General features: G+C 43.5%; 12 protein-coding genes. 9 read left to right on the forward strand and 3 right to left on the reverse strand.

Translation table 11 applies throughout. The annotated features are described in order from the left end of the window. Positions 1–47: 47 nt before the first annotated feature. Positions 48–998: a ribokinase gene (gene rbsK / locus A8709_RS09035; protein WP_065852035.1), complete on the reverse strand. Its 951-nt coding sequence runs from the start codon at positions 996–998 to the stop codon at positions 48–50. A gap of 179 nt (positions 999–1,177) precedes the next feature. Here rbsK and A8709_RS09040 point away from each other — a divergent pair, with 179 nt between their 5' ends. From A8709_RS09040 to A8709_RS09060, 5 genes are all read left to right on the forward strand, one after another. Then, positions 1,178–2,563, forward strand: coding sequence for an ADP-ribosylglycohydrolase family protein (locus A8709_RS09040; RefSeq protein WP_065852036.1), 1,386 nt, complete (start codon positions 1,178–1,180; stop codon positions 2,561–2,563). Positions 2,564–2,677: 114 nt separating this feature from the next. Next, positions 2,678–3,526 carry an AraC family transcriptional regulator gene (locus A8709_RS09045; protein ID WP_065852037.1) on the forward strand — a complete coding sequence of 283 codons (849 nt, stop codon included), beginning with the start codon at positions 2,678–2,680 and terminating at the stop codon, positions 3,524–3,526. 265 nt (positions 3,527–3,791) lie between these two features. Next, the gene (locus A8709_RS09050) at positions 3,792–5,144 is read left to right on the forward strand and encodes a choice-of-anchor Q domain-containing protein (RefSeq protein ID WP_084224770.1); all 1,353 of its coding nucleotides are present in this window, start codon (positions 3,792–3,794) and stop codon (positions 5,142–5,144) included. A gap of 53 nt (positions 5,145–5,197) precedes the next feature. Beyond that, positions 5,198–7,045, forward strand: coding sequence for a glycoside hydrolase (locus A8709_RS09055; RefSeq protein WP_065852039.1), 1,848 nt, complete (start codon positions 5,198–5,200; stop codon positions 7,043–7,045). A gap of 122 nt (positions 7,046–7,167) precedes the next feature. Further along, positions 7,168–8,634 carry an ABC transporter substrate-binding protein gene (locus tag A8709_RS09060; RefSeq protein WP_065852040.1) on the forward strand — a complete coding sequence of 489 codons (1,467 nt, stop codon included), beginning with the start codon at positions 7,168–7,170 and terminating at the stop codon, positions 8,632–8,634. Positions 8,635–8,689: 55 nt separating this feature from the next. On the opposite strand, the gene A8709_RS09065 is transcribed toward A8709_RS09060, so the two are convergent. Both A8709_RS09065 and A8709_RS09070 read right to left on the reverse strand, forming a co-directional pair. Further along, entirely contained in the window at positions 8,690–10,318 is a 1,629-nt protein-coding gene (locus tag A8709_RS09065) for a response regulator transcription factor (RefSeq protein ID WP_065852041.1), read from the reverse strand. Beyond that, positions 10,293–12,074, reverse strand: a complete 1,782-nt coding sequence (locus A8709_RS09070) for a sensor histidine kinase (RefSeq protein ID WP_167357039.1) — start codon at positions 12,072–12,074, stop codon at positions 10,293–10,295. Before A8709_RS09070 ends, A8709_RS09065 begins: the two co-directional genes overlap by 26 nt. 275 nt (positions 12,075–12,349) lie before the next feature. On the opposite strand from A8709_RS09070, the gene A8709_RS09075 reads away from it, so the two are divergent. From A8709_RS09075 to A8709_RS09090, 4 genes are all read left to right on the forward strand, one after another. Further along, entirely contained in the window at positions 12,350–13,312 is a 963-nt protein-coding gene (locus tag A8709_RS09075; protein WP_244163138.1) for an ABC transporter permease, read from the forward strand. A 14-nt stretch (positions 13,313–13,326) separates the two neighbouring features. Beyond that, the gene (locus A8709_RS09080; RefSeq protein ID WP_065852043.1) at positions 13,327–14,241 is read left to right on the forward strand and encodes a carbohydrate ABC transporter permease; all 915 of its coding nucleotides are present in this window, start codon (positions 13,327–13,329) and stop codon (positions 14,239–14,241) included. A 59-nt stretch (positions 14,242–14,300) separates the two neighbouring features. After that, a complete protein-coding gene (locus A8709_RS09085; RefSeq protein ID WP_065852044.1) occupies positions 14,301–15,833 on the forward strand; it encodes an ABC transporter substrate-binding protein in 1,533 nt (510 codons plus the stop codon). A gap of 169 nt (positions 15,834–16,002) precedes the next feature. After that, positions 16,003–21,351 (forward strand): sugar-binding protein, encoded by a 5,349-nt coding sequence (locus A8709_RS09090; protein ID WP_065852045.1) that lies wholly within the window; start codon positions 16,003–16,005, stop codon positions 21,349–21,351. Positions 21,352–21,460 lie beyond the last annotated feature (109 nt).

Below are 21,460 nucleotides of genomic sequence, written 5' to 3' on the forward strand. Positions count from 1 at the left end.
TGAAAGAAGTTTCTCCGTCCAAGGACTGAGAAACTTCTTTCATGTTGCTACAAATAGATCTTTTTTAGGAAGCGGGGATTCAGGGCAGTGTGGTTACGCATAAAAGCATCTATTTCTCCTTCGGTCGGTACACTGCTTTGTGCCCCGAATCGAGTTACGGCAATGGCAGCAGCAGCAGATGCGAATTTTATGCCTTCAGGATAAGAAAGACCTCTTAACCATGCGGATGCAAACGCACCTATAAACGTATCGCCTGCTGCGGTCGTATCAACTGGAAGAACAGGATAAGCAGGAAAATGAAGGAGCTGTCCGGTCTCTTTACCATACAGCAACCCTTTGCTTCCCAGCGTTAAGATGACACGATGAGTGCCATTACGCAGAAGTTGTGAAGCTGCTAGTACCGCATCAGCTTCATTAGAAATCGATTGCATGGTCAATTGTTCGGCCTCGGTTTCATTCAGAATTAATGTGTGAATTGAAGCATATAACTCGGCTGGTAGGACAAGTGCAGGCGCTGGATTCATCCAGACGGGGATGCCGTGTTGGTTTGCAGATTGGATAATGGTCTCGGTCAGATCCCAGGGGATCTCGTTTTGAAGTAAAATTAAGGCAGCTTCTTGCCAGAGTTGAGAGGGGAGATCTTGAAGCGTCAATTGATTATTTGCTCCAGGGGAAAGGATGATGGTATTCTCACCCTCACGGTTTACAGTAATAAAGGCTAGTCCTGATCCGCACTCTTTTGGTAATACGTACGTAGTTCCTACCCCGTTATTCTGCAGAGAGGCAAGAAGAGGCGCCTTAAAAGCATCATAGCCGATAGCGCCTACCATGTGGACCTGTGAGCCAGCTTTAGCTGCAGCAACTGCTTGATTAGCTCCTTTTCCACCTGGCTGATAATGTGTCTGCAATCCCTCAACAGTCTGACCTGGGAGGGGAAACTGCTCTAACTCGTTTATAATATCCATATTAATACTACCGATCACATAAATTGATTTCATATGTATTCGTTCCTTTCTTGTATCCTCTTTGTAGTGATTATAAGGGGGTACCTTCTCTAGTGGTATGCCCGATTCTAAATTCGCAAGAAATGAGAATGAGTTGCATAATTTGGGAAGTACAGTGAGTGAAACTCGAGTAGACTTTGAATTGAAGAGTTTACTATGGTGGAGGTATGCAGATGGCTGGATGGGTTGGATTAAAGGATTTGTTGATTGCAGAAGTACAGCAGCGCAGAGATGAAGCATGCCTGGTGGAAGGATTTCTGGAACGAATTGAAGCATCAGGGGATGATCAAACGGCATTAATGGCGATTTATGCAGAGCTGAGTGCCTTGAAACCCAAGCAGCCGAATCTAAACGAACCGAATGAATTAGCGGACATTCGCCGCCTTCGCCCTCCAGGTCCGCGTAAGATGGACAAGGAACTGAGTCCTGAGCAATGGTCGGATAAGTTTTACGGCGCTTGGTTGGGGAGAGCCATTGGCTGCGCGTTAGGCAAACCGCTAGAATGGCCGAACTTTATGGCAGGTTCGCATGGACGAGCAGGTTGGGAGAATGTACGTCTCTGGTTTCAAGGTGCAAATGCTTGGCCCATCAATGACTACACACCTGGCCATTCTACCGCTAAGGAACAATATGGCATTGACTTGGCATCCTGGGGTACGGAAAGCACACGAGAACGTATTGCCTATATGCAAACCGATGACGATATCCGATATACGGTACTCGGGCTAATGATGCTTGAACGTAAAGGACAGGACTGGGATTCCTGGGATATCGGCAAGTTATGGCATGAGGTGCTCAGCTATCAACAAGTTTGTACGGCGGAAACGCAATCCTATTTGAATTTTTCACAAGTTACCTATCATTATGGCGAACAAACGCGTCCTGCGGATTGGGAGCAAAAGAAAGACTGGGTACGCACGCACTTGAACCCGTATCGTGAATTTATCGGTGCGCAAATTCGCGCAGACGGATTCGCTTACGGAGCGGCGGGCCAGCCGGAGTTGGCAGCCGATTTCGCATGGCGAGATGCTTCCTTCTCGCATGTTCGTAACGGCATTTATGGCGAGATGTTCGTCGCCGCCATGATCGCAGCTGCCTTCGTCGAGTCCGATCCACTTAAAATCGTGGAAATTGGACTTAGTGAAATTCCAGCAAACTGCCGCCTGGCACGAGACATCCATAAAGCGGTAGAAATTGCTACGCAGACAAATGACCAACTCACCTTAGTTGAGAACATTTGGGATGCCTTTAAACACTATGATCCTGTTCATACCAATAATAATGCCGCTTTAGTTGCGGCTTCTCTGGTATTTGCTAAAGGTGATTTTACGAAAGCGATCAGCACCTCCGTCCTAGGCGGATGGGATACGGATTGTAATGGAGCCACTGTAGGTTCCATCATGGGCGCTTCACTTGGAGCCAAATCTCTGCCGAGCCATTGGGTGGAACCGCTCCATGATACGTTATATTCGGCCGTTATCGGATTTCACCCTATCGCGATTTCCGAATGTGCACGGAGAAGCCATGACGTCTTTTTGAAACTGAAGCAGAAAAAGTAAGTTCATATTGCCAATGAGCCGCCCTCGGCGCTCGGTTCAGGATAATTTATTCCTTTACCGAGCGCTTGCTTGGTATAATGTTTAGTAAACTTAAACAAAGGAAGGACCATCTCGATGATTTTGCCTATCACGTATGATGATAAAGAGCTTCCAATTGATATCTTTAAATGGACCCCAAGCGCTAGTCTGGAATCTCAGCATCATCACCATAGTTTTGAGATGGGCTTATGTCTTTCAGGCCGAGGCAGCTTTTATTTTGGTCAGACCGTTTACACGGTTGCTCCTGGAGATATTTTCATCGTGAATGTCTTGGAAAGTCATATTGCTCAGTCGGATCCCGATGATCCGTGCGAGTTTGTGTTTCTTAACTTTGATTCGGAGTTGCTTGCGAAAGAAGAGCCGGAACTCATGGTCCCTTTTCGCTATTATCCGTTTCATTTTCGTAATCGATTGCAAGGTGATGCACGACTAATAGAGCAGTTGCGATGCAAGCTCGAATACATGTATGCAGAGAAATTAGAAAAGGCACCAAGCTATAAAACCGCGCTCAAAAGTTTGCTATTGTCAATTTGTGTTGACCTGTTTCGTATGTCCAAAGAAGAAGTTAGCCGTTCATCCTGGTTGGACGGTATGCGTAATTATGAACATATTCGTCCCATCTTACACTACATTGAGCAGCATTATCAGAGAGACCTTGACCTAACTCAGCTGGCTCAGTTATTTCATATTAGCCAGTCTCATCTATCCAGATTAATTTTAGAAGCTACGGGGCGTAAATTTAAAAGTCATCTCATTACACTTCGAATTCAGCATGCGAAGCGGTTATTAGCATTAACGGCCAGCAGTGTCACCGAAATTTCGTATGAGTGCGGTTTCCAAAGTATGGCAACCTTTTATCGGAATTTTAAGGAGTACGTTATGATGACACCTGAGAATTATCGACGCTTAGTGTTCGTTACATAACCATTCATATAGAACTCCCACTTCTTCTAATTAAACAAGAGTGGGAGTTTTGCTTTTTTAGAACCGTCTTCTTTGAATGGACTAGATCGTGGTTTTCTCATTTTCTTAAAATATTAAAAGGAATCTGAATTTTCTTTATTCCCATCCAAATATTAATAGGTAAAATATAACGGTGAGGGAGGTGCATTGACGAACTTGCAAGGTGAATAATGGCAGTGGTATTTTGTTGTCCTAAATTCGATAATTCAAGGAGGATGTAAATGTGATGATGAGAAGAATTGACCTCGCCTTGTTCAAATGGCTTTTACTTGCAGTCGGTGTGTGGGCTTTATGGATGTGTATACCTGTTAATGCGCATGCGGCAGCGCCTGTTACTTACTATGTAAGCGTTAACGGAAATGATGGAAATGATGGACTCGGCCCTGAGTCTACACATGCGCTTCGGTACATTCAAACAGCTGCCAACAAGACAAATCCCGGAGATACGGTTTATGTGATGAACGGTACCTATTGGGATAACGGAAATCCGATCTTAACGATTACACGCTCAGGAACAGCGAATGCTTATATTACGTATAAGGCCTATCCGGGACATACGCCAGTGCTTCGTGTCAGCCAGGGTGCATGGCACCATATTTTAGTCAAGGGTGCATCTTACATTAACATCGAAGGCTTTGAAATCTATGGATGGAGTCAAAATTTATCAAATACGGAAGCGCAGTCCTACGAAAATACGAATACCCTGGGCAACATCGGCAAATTCAATACAAATGGCATTAGCATCATAAAGAATACAGATGTAAGTCCTACCGTGTATGCGACGCATATCAATGTTAGTAAAAACAATGTGCATCATACACCAGGCCAAGGTATAGGGGCTGAAGAAGCAGATTATATTACCTATACAGGAAATACAGTCTATAACAATTGCTGGTTCACGGCATGGGCGCAAAGTGGACTGAACATCTTTCATTCACGAAATACGGACAGCGGTACGGGCTATAAAAATTTTGTGTCCGGCAATCTGGTCTATGGCAATCAGACGAATTATAAATGGCAGGGTCACGGTGTGTATTCCGATGGGAATGGCATCATTATCGATGATAATATAAACGATCAAATTGGTGGAACGCCTTATACGGGGAAGACGATCGTGGACAATAATATTTCCTATTCGAATGGGGGCGCAGGCATTAATATTTTCAGCTCGCAGAATGTGTATGTGAATAACAATACGACCTATGCGAATTCGCAGAGCCCGAATTTGAATTATGGTGAGATTATTGGCAACTATTCTAATAATGTTTATGTCATCAACAATATTATGTATGCAGGTGGCGAGACGGTAAGTAAAGCGGATGATGCCAGTGGCAATTCGATCCCATCGGTGTACTATAACTACAATATTTTCTACAACGGAACCATTTTGAAAACTGGAACAGGAAATTTAACGACAGATCCGTTATTTAGCAATCTTTCCCTTCGTGATTTTCATTTAAAGAGCACGTCACCAGCCATTAACAGTGGCGATAATTCGTTTACAGCTACGCTAGATTTTGACGGTATTAGCCGTCCTGTCGGTGGAACGGTAGATCGTGGCGCTTATGAATATCACTAAGAAGTAGATTTTGCCTATAAAAAGATAAAAGGATAAGGAAGAGGGAGAAACACATGCTGAATATATGGATACTGGAAGACCATCAGCTCGAAATCAAGTTCAATGCGCAGGAGAAGCGAATAACGGTTACGGATAAAAGGGTGAATAAAAGCTGGGAGCAGCTGCCGTTTGATCGTGACTGGTACATTACTGAGATATCGCAAAGCGGTAACACACTGCAAGTAGACCTGCAAGGCATAATTACCATGACGGTGACGATTGCTCTAACGGAGCAATCGGAAGTCACTTTCAAGCTATCGGCTGATTCGCATGCGGCACTTGAGAAAATCAGCTTTCCGCCTGCTTTTATGGCACCGAATCCCGATCATTACGTGCTTCAGACAGATAGTCAGGGCTTGCTGCTTCCCGTTACGGATAACGTGTATCCACTGGAGGAGCAGCCCCTCTACTTTTGCGGTGGTGGAGCGGCGATGGCATGGCTGGGGGTTACGGATTCAGCTTTTGAGACTGGTTATATGGCGATTGTTGAATCGCCGTTTGATGCAGGTTTCGATCTAAAGCGCGAGCAAGGGCTGATCACTTTTACACCGACGTGGTTCAATACGATGGGAACATTCGGTTATGAGCGCAAAGTACGTTATATTTTCTTCCATCAAGGCGGGTATGTAGCCCAATGTAAACGATACCGAGCTTATGCTTGGCCCCAAAATAAGGTGATCTCGTTAAAAGAAAATGAGAAGCGTTTCCCGGCTATTGCGAAAATTCTTGGAGCGGTACATATCTATACATGGGATAAGGCGCGTGAAGTTGACTTTGCCAGAAAGTTAAAGAGAGCCGGTATCGAGAAAGCAATGCTGCTGTGGGACGCCAATCACTTGCCTTACCCCGAGGAAGATTATGACACCCGATTGAAGGAGTTGGGCTATGCGACAGGTGCCTATGAGCTATTTACCGATATCCACCCCGAAGGCTATACAGGCAATGCTGAAATCGAGTGGATTCCTTTGAAGCGCAACGTATATCCTGGTTTGTTTGAGAAGATCACCTCCAGAAAATCGGATGGCTCGACCTATTCGAACCAATACGGCACATATGTATGCCCGGAAGCTGTACTTCCAGAAATGGTGAAGCGTGTGGAGAAGGAGCTGCAAATCTATCCGCACGAAACGTATTTTGTGGACGTTTACCAGGCAAATGGACTCTACGAATGTCATCACGAGGACCATCCATTAACTCGTCAACAGTATGCGGAAGCTATTGTGCGTAATTATAAGTACCTGGAAGATCACTACAACACATTTTTGGGTGCAGAATTTGGAGCAGACTTTGCAGGTTCACATGCTGTTTATGCGCATGGCATGATGACACTACAACGAACGTGGTTTAATTCAGACATCCAAAAGGAAGGATCCATTTATCATTTAGGGGATTGGAAAAACAATGAGCGCCCTTCCGTCATGCTGGGAACAAGAACGGCGACGGATACTTATTTGACCTATTCCATCAACGAATATACAAGAGTTCCGCTATATGAACTGGTGTATCACGATGCGATTGTGACTTCCTGGCGTTGGGAAGATGCCAATCATCATAGTCCTGAAATCTGGTGGAAGAAGGATCTATTTAATATCTTGTACGGCTCAGCGCCGTTATGGTCCATTGATCAAGATCGTTGGGAGAGCTTTGAATCTACCTTTGTGGAAAGCTATCAACGGGTCTGCCCTTGGCTGCAGCAAATCTGCTATGATGAGTTACTTTCACATCGCTTTGTAAGTGAGGATCGACACGTGCAGGAAACGCTTTTTTCTTCTGGCAAACGGGCAATCGTTAACTTTGGTGACAAGCATTATCGGTATGAAGAGGAGATCATCGAGCCACGTGGATTTGTAATTCACGAATGATCAGGTGGACTTCTTATGAGAGTTACGAATCTTCCCACATTTCTGATTGATCAACTTTTGTAATTCATGTATGCTTGGTCTGAGAAAAGTGATAAATGTTCGTTAAACGGGGGACGAGTTGAATGCGTTTAGGTCGCAGGTCGGGGCTGTATCTGCTTGTCATATTCATTCTTATTATTTGTGCATTTCTAATCAGGTTACCCAATAAAGCCAATAATGATAAACCATCTCCGATAAACCCATCTGAATTATCATCGAATAGCCATTCGGAAACGGTTATTACCTTTGCCTACCTTACATCTGGCAACGGAAGTGATATGCAACAGTTGGTCGACTCGTATAACAAAACCCATTCCGATGTACGCGTCGAAATGCTGTCCCTCTCTTCAGACAGATATAGTGAGATGGTGAATATGATGATGGCATCGGGTAAGGGACCAGATATCATGTCCATTCATCATGATTGGATTATTACTTATATGAACAAAAATTGGTTGCTTGATATGACTCCTTATATAGACTCCCAGTTTCTTGCGGAATATCCAGAATGGGCGAAGCAATATGGAAAAATCAACGGTAAATACTACACATTTCCAACTCGAATGGTTACAACTCGATTGATATACAATAAGGACATGTTCCTACAAGCGGGACTTGACCCCGATAAGCCACCAAAAACGTTGGAAGAATTGGTTTACGATTCAGATGTGATCACAAAGTCGCAGTTAGGTACAGCAAAGCGTGGATTTGCAATTGCAGGTGGTGAGGATTGGAAGGGGTTCGTCCAGTCGATGGAGATAGCGAATACCTACAGCGGCTCTTATTTATATAACTATTTAAAGGGTAATTACGACATCACCATTTATAAACCTTGGCTATCCAGTATGATTGCCATGAGAAAACAAGAATCTCTGTATCCAGGTGAAGTATCTTTAAAATACGATACAGCTTTTACCCAATTTACAGAGGGTAACATTGCTATGTTGATCGCTAACAGCGGCGATCTTTCAGTCCTTGCGCAAAGCGAGCCTTTATCCTTCGAATGGGGAGTAAGTTTTCCTCCGGCGACCGATGTGGCGCATAGTGGTCAAGGAGCACTTATGATGTTTCCTGAGCCAACCATTGGGATTAACAGCTCAACACCATATAAGAAGGAAGTAACAGAATTTTGGGAGTATCTGCATGATAAGCAGCAATTGAGTGAGTTATTCCATAGAAGCTGTATTCCTTCCATTGTGAAGGGAATTAACGATAATGACATCTACAAACCTTCTATTCCCAACTGCGACAAGTTTATGCCTAGTTCCCTTGATTCCTTCTATCCGAGAGAACCAATCTGGTTAGAGGATTATGGTACGGTCCGTGCTTATGATGATCCCAATGCGGGTTGGACACCTAGGATGCAAGTGTATCGGGATATCCTGTCAGGCAAGGTAGACATTGATATTGCTTTGCAAAACGAGACTGCGAGACTGAACAATCAACTTCAGCGAGCTATCACGGAATCAAGACTAAATCTTGCTCCCTATGTCATACTGAATTTTAATCCTCTGAAGCCATTAGAGAATCAATCGGGTAGTTTGAAATAAAATAAATAAAAGCCGCTCTACAGCTTATACAAGCGAGAGCGGCTTTTATTGCGGTTTATTCGATTGAATTTTCAATAAGTGCTCGGTATTTTCCTGGATGCATGCCGGTATATTTTTTAAATAAAGTGCTAAAGTATTGTGGATTCTCGATTCCAACCATTTCTGAAACCTCAAGAACCTTTAAGTCGGGGGATTTGAGCAATTCCTTGGCTACTTCAATCCGATGCTTGTTAATGTATTCCGTTATCGTATCTCCGGTTTCCTGTTTAAAAATTTGGCTGATATAATTGGGAGTTAGAAAAACTTCCTCAGATAAGATTTTTGTATTGATATCCTCCATATAACGTCGGTTAATAACCTCCTTGATTTTCTGGGTGACACGGCTATTCTTGCTTGTATGTCTCTTCTCGAAGTGTATCGTAGCTTTCAGGAAAATATTTTCCAAAAGCACTTGCATCTCATCGATATTCCTAGCTTGTTCTATGCTCTTCAACACCTCTAGCTTGCTGCTAATGAGTTCGTCGAAGACTTCCTCCATCTCGTACATCATGCGAGACAAGCTGAATAACAGCTCTGCAGCAATATGTCGCACATAATCAACCGAATATTGGGTTTGCTGTTTGAAAGGGGCAAAAAGTTGTTCTAAAGCCACAGTAATCCCTTCAGCGAATCCTAGCTTCACATTAGATAGAAGTTTGTATTCGAAAGTATAGATGTGATTAGGCGGTGAATCACTACCCTCTGCGGCTAGATCCTGAATGCTTAGAATGGAGTTCTTTCCTGTGTAGAAGGTATATTGCAGGGCATATTTGGCTTCCATATAAGAAGATTGGAGGGACACGAGTTCCTTGACTGGGTTTCCGATTCCGATGGAGACAGGAATTTTGAGAAATTTATTTATACAGTTGACGATTTCTTCACAATATTCAATGATTGCCCCATTGGCTTCTTCTGGAAAGTGAAGCAACATAATAAACTCATTATCGTTGATGTTGGTAAAGCAAAGACCAGATTTATGCGAGTTGATGAGCTCTTCCACGACATTATGAATGGCGAAGAACAGTAGCTGCTTATTTTCTTCCGTGAATTTTTCCACAGCTAGCTTATAGTCGTCCATCTGAATAACCGCTATACAGATGGAGTCATCCCTCTTAAAGGGGATTTGGTAATACGTGGCTTTATCCCATAAACTTTGCTCATTATCCGAGAAGCCAGCAATGACTTGGTTAAGGAATTTTTCACGTAGCGCTGGCAGGCTTTGGGCCAATTGAAGCTTTAACTTTTCCTCAGTCATCAGTCTTTTTCGTTCCGACTGGATACTATCCACCACCTTACTTACTACGGCCTGAAGCTCCTCCAGCTTGACGGGCTTCAACACATAACCATCCGCATTTAACTGCAGGGCGGACTTTACATAATCGAAATCCTGAATTCCACTTATGAATATGACCCGTGCCCTGCAACCTTCCTCTTTCAACTTAGAGGTGAGCTGTAAACCGTCAATAAAGGGCATCCGAATATCGGACAGTAAGATCTCTGGCTGGTACTGCCTGCACATCTCCAATGCCTCTTCGCCATCCTCCGCTTCACCAACGATTTCTATCCCCAAGGATTCCCAGGATAGAACCTTGGCGAGACCTCTCCGAACGTTGTATTCGTCATCCGCTATGATCATCTTGAGCATGGTTAATCTCCTCCATTTGGTGAACAATTGGGAGTTCTATCACAGCCAGAACACCAGGACCTTCGTGTTTTATATAGTACAAGCCATAAGCATCACCGAACCACATTTGTATCCTTTCCTTCACATTACGGGTTCCAAAGGAATGTGCTGGCTCACTTTCGCCTTGTTTAACAGCGATCTGTTCGTTCAGCTTGTCTGCATCAGCTCCTGCCCCGTTATCGAGGACCTGGAATTGGAGCTTCCCAGGCTCAAGCGACGTTACCTTAATGTTGATCATGCCAGGACCACGCCGCTTTTCGATTCCATGATGGATCGCGTTTTCAATTAATGGTTGAAGGATGAGCTTAACTGTCAGACAGGGGAGAAGCTCCTCTTCGACCTCTATCTGGTATTGAATACGGTTATTGGAGCGAACTTGTTGGATGATCAAGTAGCTTTCCGCTTGTTTGAGTTCTTCTTGCAAAGTGATAATATTCTTCCCCTTACTTAAGGAATGTCGGAAAAAATCGGATAAAGCCGTAACCATCTTGACGATATCAGGGGCTTGATGATCGATGGCAAGCCAGTTGATGGAATCAAGTGTGTTGTATAGGAAATGGGGGTTGATTTGGGCTTGGAGGGCATCCAACTCCGCTTTTTTCTTCCGGTTTTCCGTTACATACAGTTTTTGGATCATTTCGTCTAATTGTAGGATCATCGCGTTGTAAGAATTGAACATTATCGAAAATTCGTCTTTTCGTTTATACATGATAGGCATCGTAAGATTCCCTGTTTTGGTGTAGGACATGGATTTTACAAATTGGCGAATTGGCGATGAAATGTCATTAGTCATTAAGAAAGAAAGTATTACAGCAATTAGGAGACATAATCCCAGTACGAAGAGAATGATTTTACGAAAGGCCATCAATTTGCCATTCAGATCTTGCATGGGAGAAACGGAAATGACTTTCCAGCCTGTTAAGGGAATCGTACGGTAAGAAACCAAATGCGCTGTGCCGCCGATGCTGGAGGAAAAACTCAACTGACTCTTCCATTCGGGAGCCTTCTGCTGGATATAACTCCATATTTTCCGTGTTTGGTCAGTATCCTTCGTAGGACCTGAAAGGATACGGTTGTTGTCATCGAGCAGATAAATGGTGCTGTTGACAGAGGGTTTTAGAGAGTTCAGATTGCGAGCTATGTCATCTAGATCCAGATCAATCGTTAACAATGCCGAAAATGGAATTTGGATATGCCGGAGAGCATACACGCGTTTGATAAACCGAAGTGAAGACACTCTGGTTAATGGATCCTTGTCCTTGTAAATCCCTATGACCGTATAGTCGCTTCGAAATGGAATCGTTTGAAACCACTCGGTTGTCTCAATGCTTTCCATGTTGGCAATGTTGTCCGTAAAGTTCTTCTGAAAATATTCGGGCCTATCTTGCATGTAGAGCTTCGGTTGAATCCTAGGACTTGAAGTATTTGGAACATAGTAGTCCTGCAAGATTTTGTCCAGATTGGATAATTCATTGATGACGGCAGCTTCGTTGGCAGGCCGACCAGATGACAGAATGTTCTGGAGTTTTGGATTCAAGTAGATAAAGGAAGCGATGGTGTTTATATCCCCTATCTTTTGATCGATGCTGCCAACAACTAGAGACAGATTATTTTGAATAGATGTGGTGATATTTTCGGAAATCGTCTCGGCTGATCGATTATAAATAATGTAGGTCAAGAGGAAAATAGGAAGAATGACCAGGATCAGAAAGTACATCATTAAGCGGTATCGTATGCTATACCTAAAGAATGAAAGGGTATTTAGAATTTTGTTCCACGTCATACTATTCGAAAACATTCTCCACATCCTCATTAGAAGCATCATTTATTCTCAATTATAGTATATCAAGATTGCCATAGAAATCACACGGTACTAGACTTCAAGTTTGTTGAATTTCAAACGAAATTGGAATTTAGTTTATTTCAACATCAAAGAATTAAGGATAACATTGAACTATAAAGAAAAAGAAATACTCGGAAGGAGTGAGAGACTTGGCTCAATCGAATACCATCGAAAGCGTCCAAGTAATGAAAGTGCGAAAGATTGGATTCTGGAGGGATTTCATCAAGTACCGTGTTTTCTTAACCTTGATGCTTCCCGCCCTGCTTATTGTAATTTTTAATAATTACATCCCTATGTTCGGAGTCATCGTAGCATTCAAGAACTACAACTACATTGGCGGAATCCTGCATAGTCCATGGTCGGGATGGGAGAATTTTAAGTATCTGGTCCAAACGGACGAAGCATGGCTGGCAACCAGAAATACCCTCACGTACAACAGCTTATTCATTGTAATCAATACGGCAACAGCGGTAACGGTAGCAATTGCGTTGAATGAAATTCGAAATCGCAAGCTCGCTAAGTTTTTCCAGAGTGCCATGTTGTTTCCTTATTTCTTATCTTTCGTAGCCATCAGCTATTTGGCTTATGCCCTACTAGGAGAGAATGGATTTATTAACACGGGGATTTTGAAAATGTTTGGCGTAGATGCTATCAGTTGGTATTCCAATCCATTTTATTGGAAATTCATCTTGCCGATGACTAACTTATGGAAAAATATAGGATACATTGTCGTCGTATATCTCGCCTCGATCACAAGTATTGATGGTGAGTATTATGAATCGGCCGTTATTGACGGCGCATCGAAGTGGAAGCAAATCCGATTCATTACGATCCCGTTAATGAGACCGGTCATCATTACAATGGTATTGTTGCAAGTTAGCCGGATATTCAATGCCGATTTCGGTCTTTTCTATCAGCTTCCTTTGAACACGGGGACTCTGCACAATTCAACTGAGGTTATTGATACCTTTGTTTTCCGAAATTTCTTGGTAAGCGGTAACGTCGGGATGTCAGCTGCAGCAGGCTTGTATCAAGCTGTGGTGGGGTTTGTAGTTATCCTTATTACGAATTCTGTTGTACGCAAGGTCAATAAAGAGGAAGCGCTATTCTAGTGAGGTGATACGAGATGGATGATCATAACCAAGCACAATCCAAATTTAATAATATATCCTTGTCAGCAAACTTTCTGTTGACTTTGGGCTTCTGGTTGATTGCGATAGCCAGTCTAGTTCCCATGTTGCTGGTGCTCTCCGTATCCTTGTCGGATGAGAATGCTGTGGTTCAACATGGATACAGCCTGTGGCCAAGAGAATTCACTACTTATGCTTATGAATACTTATTCAAAGATTACGCCAAGATTTTCAAAGGATATGGGGTCTCCATATTAGTAACCATAGTTGGAACGATGCTTAGTTTACTTTTTACAGCCATGGTAGCCTATCCTTTATCGAGAAAAGATTTTAAATGGAGAAATACCTTTTCCTTCTTCATCTTCTTTACCATGTTGTTTAACGGTGGATTAGTGCCCTTCTACATGACGTATTCCGCAGCAGGGTTGAAAAATACATTATTAGCGCTTATACTGCCGCTTTTAATTGCACCATTCAACGTCATTGTTATGAGAGTGTTTTTTACGAACACAATACCACCGGCTTTGATTGAATCGTCGATTATTGATGGGGCAGGCGAATTCCGGATATTTAGAAGCATAATCCTGCCGTTATCACTTCCTGTATTGGCTACTATTGGACTCTTTCAAACTTTTGCCTACTGGAATGATTGGTTTTTGAGCCTCATCTTTATCAGTAATGACAATCTAGTCAATCTTCAGTATCTGATGTACAAGGTCATGCGGGAAGTGGAATATCTCAACTCCGGCGTGGTGGATGCAAGTCGTCTTGGAGAACTTCAGAAAAATTTGCCCTCCCAGACAGTTCGGATGGCCATGGCTATTGTAGGAATTGGTCCAATCATCTTCGTTTACCCGTTTCTGCAAAAATACTTTATCAAAGGACTTACAGTTGGATCTGTAAAGGGCTAGTCCCGGTTAGCCGGTTAACATAGCAATCATTATCAAACATTCTTGAGGAGGATTTGTAAATGAAAAAGGGGATTACATTAGTAAAAAGTGCGTTTCTTATGCCGCTTGCGTTGTCGCTTGTTCTGGCAGGTTGCAGTAGCAACAAATCAACGGATACAGGATCATCTGCATCACCGAAGAACACTGACGCTGTATCTACCCAAGCGCCTAAATTGAAACCAGCTGAAGTGTCAATTTATTATCCAGGATCTCCGCAGAAAGATGTTGCGCTTGTTGAAGGGGAAATGAACAAAATCCTGAAAGAGAAAATAAACGCTACCGTTAAGATCAATGCTGTGGACTGGTCGAACTGGACGCAGAAGATCAACCTGATGTCTGCCTCTAATGAACCATTCGATCTCGTGTTTACAGCTTCCTGGGATAACTTCAGCGGCAACATTGCCAAAGGCGCATTCGTTGACATGCTTCCGCTAATGGATAAATATGGACAAGATATTAAGAAGAGTATAAATCCGCTGTTTATTTCTGGGAATACGCTGAACGGTAAGCTATATGCCCTTCCAACCCAGAAAGAATTCGCAAGCCAACAAGGCATGTTTCTGCTCAAAGATCTAGTAGACAAATACAATATTGACATCAAGTCCATCAATAAGCTGTCTGATCTGGAGCCCATTCTTCAAACAATTAAAGATAAAGAGCCAGATGTCATCCCGATGTGGGGAACCAGCAACTGGAAACAGGTGCTTCCTTATGAAAGCATCGGCAATGCAAAGGTGCCAGGAGCTCTAGTAAAGGGCGGCGATCTAAAGGTTGTCAATCAATATGAGCAAGCGGACATTAAGCAATACTACGAATTGATGTACAGCTGGAACAAAAAGGGCTTTTTCCAGAAGGATGCTGCTACAAATACCGACGGGACCCCTTCTGCTAAAGCAGGTAAAGTATTCGCACAATGGAGTCAATTGAAGCCTGGAGCCGACGGAGAATATAATACCACACATGACCGCAAAGTGGTTCAGGTTGAACTGGAGAAGACACCTTTTACGACAACTGGTGACTTGAATAACTCGATGCTTGCGATTTCCAGAACCTCCAATGATCCAGAGCGTGCCATGATGGTGCTCAATCTGCTTCATAGTGATGCCAAGCTTCTGAACCTGTTGGTTAACGGTGTGGAAGGTAAGCAATATGTGAAAGTAGCTGGTAAAGATAATGTGATCAAGCTGCCAGATGGAGTCAAAGCAGGTGATACGGGTTATACGCCAGGAGCAAACTGGATGTTTGGTAATCAATTCTTGAATTACCTATGGGATAATGAAGATCCGCAAAAATGGCAAAAGTATGATACTTTCAATAAAGCTGCTACAGCGACGAAAGCCCTAGGTTTCACTTTCGACAGCTCCAATACGAAAAATGAAGAAGCTGCCATTGTTTCAATCTACGATTCTTATAGAGAGGGTTTAGGTGCTGGTGTGCTTGATCCAGCCAAAGCTCTGCCTGAAATGAATGATAAGCTGAAAAAGGCAGGCGTGGATAAAGTAATCGCAGAGATGCAGAAGCAATTGGATGAGTTCATGAAGAACAAAAAATAAGATTTGAATTGAATATAAGACTGCCATTAGCGGCAGTCTTATATTTAAAAAAATATGTAAACGAATACAATTCTTGCAGAGCTGGAGCAATCCTCGCATGTTATCATTTGAGAATTCCAAACGAAATCATAGCTTAGTTCATGCTCAAAAAAAAGGAGGAATTACAGTAATGAGGAGATATATGAAAGCGATATCAGGTTTAATGGTTTGTGTAATGATGCTAAGCCTGTTCTCTGCCATCGGATTCGATTGGCCGAAGGCTTATGCGACAGGTGAAACGAGTTATTTGAAGATGACGTACGAAACAAATGATCCGAATTTCGGGAGTTTATCGGTCGGTGCTTCAACAACTGTCAGCCTGATTGATGCAAATACGTCTAAATCATCCATGACACTTGCACAAGTCACCAATGGTGTTACAGTAGGCACCAACGGAATTACAAGTGTCACCGGTGTCACGTACGGAATTACAGGAGTCACGACAGGTGAAAGATGGTTAAGTGTTGCAACGCCATCTGGACAGAAAGGCTCTATGACCATCCCGTTTAACTGGAGCAAGGGGGCTGTTACTGACAAGAACAATATTAATCTTGATACCAGTTTCATCTTTGCAGATACAAATCGGGAATATCAGATATTGGCTAGACCTGCTGATTGGAGCGGCTCCAATGTTATTGTGAAGTTTCAAACCGATGGCCATATTGTTTCCAAAGATGCAGGAAGCAGCTATGCAGATCGTGGAACATGGAACATAAATAATAAGATGTCCCTTAAGCTGTCCATGTACAAGGATTCTGGCACATATGATCTATTTTTAACGCAAAACGGCGTTACGACAAAGATTGCTGATCAAGCTCCACTAAGCGCAAGTCAATTTAACGGTGGCGGACTTGTCATATTCACGCTGGAAGCACCGACAGCTGCCACAACTTCAACTGTGTGGGTTGATAATGTTGAGACTAGCGGTTCAGACAACAGTGCGCCTGTGGCATCACCATCTCCAAGTCCAACACCATCACCATCTCCAACACCATCACCATCACCATCACCAATACCAAGTACAACACCATCACCATCAGCTTCACCAAGTCCAAGTCCAAGCGCGACACCTTCGCCGACAGGGGATGTGGTCTTCAGAACGACCACCTTTGAAACGAACGATGCGGACGCAACCATTGCAAATACTGCAACGGATTCAGTCATTAAATACTCGTTACTGGACGACAAATCACCTTCGACAATGAAGATTGTTAATTCTAACAGCAGTCGCATGCTAGAGGTGACCAATCTCAAAGATAATTTAGGAGATTTAGGCATTCCTTTCTCTGCTGCTTGGGCAACCCCTTCCAGTAAGAAGAGTTACACCTTAGAAGCCACCTTTGTGATGAAAGATCACAATGGAGATGCGAGAATACAATGGATCAATGGTAACTGGTCCTTCAAATCGTATTTATTGTATATTGCAAAAGATGGAAAAATATATGCTAGATCCAATACCTCCGCAGACGGCGGCATGGCCGCTAGAGGAAATTGGCAGGTCGATGTTCCTTTCACTATTAAGTTGGTTACGCACTTGGATACCAAGAGCTATGAGCTGTATTTGGATGGCAACAAGGTTGTAGACAACGAACCTATGGAAGTGCCGACATGGGATGCTTATACGCCAGGAATGGCTGCATTCATGGTCAACACGCCTGGGGGAATACATGACCAGTCGGTATATCTGGTTGATAACATTAAACTCTCCGGTTCCGATACAGCAGGCACACCGTATACGGTGAACTCTAATCCTGGACCAATCTATGCCGAACAAGTGGAAATCAAAGCACCTGTTACTTATTATGTGAGTCCAAGTGGATCTGACGCAAGCGATGGCAAATCCATCAACACGCCATTTCTGACACCACAGCATGCTGCTGATCTATCTGCGCCTGGGGATACGATATATTTTAGGGGCGGGGAATACACGTATAATGGAACAGGTCGGTATTTAATGATTAAACGTCCAGGGGCCAAGGATCCGGTAACTGGTCAAGAACACTATATTACTTACCAAGCATACCCTGGCGAAAAGCCGGTCTTTAAAGTAACGAATGGCTGGGGAGCTATCGACATTTATGCCAGCTATATCAAGGTAGATGGATTTACGGTCATCGGCAATAACGATAACCTAACAGTGGCAGATGGCGAAGCAACTTATGATTACGTGGCCAGTTTGACGGATGCGGGGCAAGACAGCCAGATCGATTGGGCTCAAGTGTCCAGAACGAATACCAATGGGATTAGCATAGACGGCAGGACTGCAATGAAGGATGGAATGCCAGAGCCTACTCATATTATTATCTCCAATAATGATGTAAGCAAAATGAGTGCAGGCGGTATTAGCGGTATGCAAGCCGACTATGTGACCATCGAGAATAACATTGCGCACAGTAATAGCTGGTTCACAATTTACGCAACAAGCGGATTCAGTATGCTTAACCCCATTGACTCCGACACAAACAGGGGCTATAAAATTATTTTCCGGAATAACATTTCTTATGACAATCAAACTAAAGTCAAATGGTTAGAACCCCGCAGATATTCGGACGGAAACGGGATCATTATAGACACTACTAAAAATACGGATATTGGCAAACCTCCCTTTGCCGGTAAAACACTGGTAGAGAACAATATTTCGTATAATAACGGAGGTTCCGGTATTCATGCGTTCGCCAGTGCGAATATAGACATCATCAACAACACGGTCTTCAACAACGGGCAAAGTCCGCATATCAATTATGCCCAATTGTTCGCCTCCGATTCCGAAAATGTAAACATATTCAACAATATCGTATATGGAAATGGCAAGGTACTTAACTCGAATACTGGCAGTGACAAGATTATCTTTGCAAATAATATGTACTACAATGGTACGGCAACCGTACAAGGTCCCAATGACGTGATTGCTGATCCTAAATTTGTGTCCCTTGATCCTAACAATTTGGATTTCCATCTGCGGTCAGATTCACCTGCCGTTGACCACGGTACACAGACGTTGGCGCCTACCTTTGACAATTCGGGAGCTAGTCGTCCGCAGGGGGCCAAGTATGACATCGGTGCTTACGAATCCAGCTATACCAGTGCGAATCCGATTGGGAATGACGTTATCGATATTGCGGCTATCTATGCGGCAACGGCATTTAAACCGAAACAAGCCCAAGCTATGAAGGGAACGCCTACGATTGATGGAAACATCGACCAGATCTGGAATTCAGCGATGCAAATTAGCGCTAACAATTTCCAAGGAGGCGTAGCGGGGGCAACGGCGACGGTACGTACACTATGGGATAATAACAACCTTTATGTATTAGCAGAAGTAACAGATCCGCTCTTGAGTAAAGCAGCCGTAAATCCTTGGGAGGAAGATTCAGTAGAATTTTTCCTGGATGAGAATAACGGCAAAACAACCAGTTATGAAGAGGACGATGGTCAATATCGAATCAACTTTGATAATGAACAGTCCAAAGGCGGAAGGAATAAGACTATTACAAGTGCAACAAAGCGCACAAGTACAGGCTATATTGTTGAGGCGAAGCTGCCGATCGAGACGGTTACCGTTGCGGAAGGCATGAAAGTAGGCTTTGATGTCCAGGTGAACGACGATCAAACGGGTACAGGTACCCGTGCATCAACAGCGATTTGGAGCGATCCGGCCTTCAAAGGATATAATAACACGAGTCAGTTCGGAGAAGTGAAGCTGGTCACGACACTGGAGCAGGCTTTGAGCCCGGCAATCATTACACCGACAACCGCGACCTTTAACAAAAATGCACCGGCGGATATCGCGTTCCAGGTGGACTCAAACGGTAATATTTTGGCTGCGCTCAAGAACGGCAATAATGTTCTTGTCCAAGGTCAGGATTACACAGTTTCAGGCAGTGTCTACAGTATCACTACATCGTATCTCAACAGCTTATCGAATGGTGTGGCGGAAATTACTTTCCATTATTCGAATACTGTTGATCAGAAAGTGACGATTTCCATAACTGGTGATACTGAAAGGCCAACAGCGCCAACTGGTTTGGGTGTAAGCAACATAACGGCCAATTCCCTTGATCTGACATGGACAGCGTCCACAGACAATGTGGAAGTGATTGGCTACGATGTCTATAAGGGTACGGATAAAGTTGCAACCGTGACGGCTGCGACGTACAGCTTCACTGGACTAACAGCAGATACCACATACAGCTTCAAGGTAGTTGCCGTAGATGCAGCGGGCAACCGTACGGAAAGTGTAGTTTACACGGCTAAAACGGCAACGGCTTCAACAGGTAGCGGTTCAATTACACCGACACCAACAACTGGACCTTTGACTACGGTAGTAGGGTCCCGAATTGTAGCTCAGCCCTCGTTAATCAACGGGCGTGCAGATGTAGTTTTGAGTATAGACAATTTGAACCAAGCCATTGCAAATGCAACTCAAGCGAAAGATAAATCTTTAACGATCGACCTGTCTTCTGCTAAAGGTGCAACTTCAGTGGGAGTAGAACTCCCGGCTGATTCCTTACTGAAAGCGAAGCAAGAAGGCATCAAATCGGTAGAAATCAAATCTTCTCTGGTCACACTCAATGTAGCGACAGATGCGATTAAGGATGTGAAAGCAGGCGATAAAGTAGCCATCACGGTTGAAACCGTAGATCCTGCAACTTTGCCTGACTCGGTGACAAATCAACTCAAAGGAATGCCGGTATTTGATTTCAACTTAAGCGTTAATGGTCAGAAGGTTAGTACCTTTAAAGACGGCAATTCCGTTGAAGTCCAAATCCCGTATACGATGCAAGCAGGTGACATAGCAAATGCTCTTATAGCAGCATATGTGAATGACAAGGGTGAACTGGAAATCATCAAGAACGCAAAATACGATGAAAAGACAGGATTCTTGGTATTCAATGTTAAGCACTTTAGTAAATATGCCGTCGTATCTTTCAAATCGTCTTTTGCGGATATGGGCTCCTACCAGTGGGCACAGTCTAGCGTAACTGCCCTTGCAGCACGTCAGATCCTAGGTGGTCTAGGCGATGATCAGTTCGCACCGCAACAAGCAGTGACCCGTGCCGAGTTTTTGAAGATCCTGATGGAAGGTTATGATCTGGTTAAAACCGGGAATAAGTCGACCTTTACGGATGTGAAAGCAGGCGAGTGGTACTATGATGTGGTAGCAACTGCTCAAGCCATGAACATTGTTTCAGGGTATGAGGACGGAAGCTTTGGATCGGACAACAAGATTACTCGTGAGGAAATGGCTGTTATTACCGAGCGTGTCTTGAAGGCCGCTGGAATGGAGATCGTCAAGATGAGATCAGCCGTACCTTTCACAGATGAAGCCAACATTTCAAATTATGCTACACAAGCAGTAACAGTCATGAATGAAGCAGGTTGGTTCGAAGGGCAAGAGGAAGGGCGATTCGCTCCTCAAGCACAGGCAACTCGTGCTGAAGCAGCTGTTCTACTTGCAAGAATGTTAGGAGTTAACTAAATATACACTATTGGAAAAGCTGCATCTTTTGAATGAAGAGGCAGCTTTTCTATGTTCATTTAATAAATATGGGATTTATTGTGATTCGTTAATTGTTTCCTAGATTCGA

It is taken from the genome of Paenibacillus pectinilyticus, assembly GCF_001700435.1.
Taxonomy (GTDB): domain Bacteria; phylum Bacillota; class Bacilli; order Paenibacillales; family NBRC-103111; genus Paenibacillus_E; species Paenibacillus_E pectinilyticus.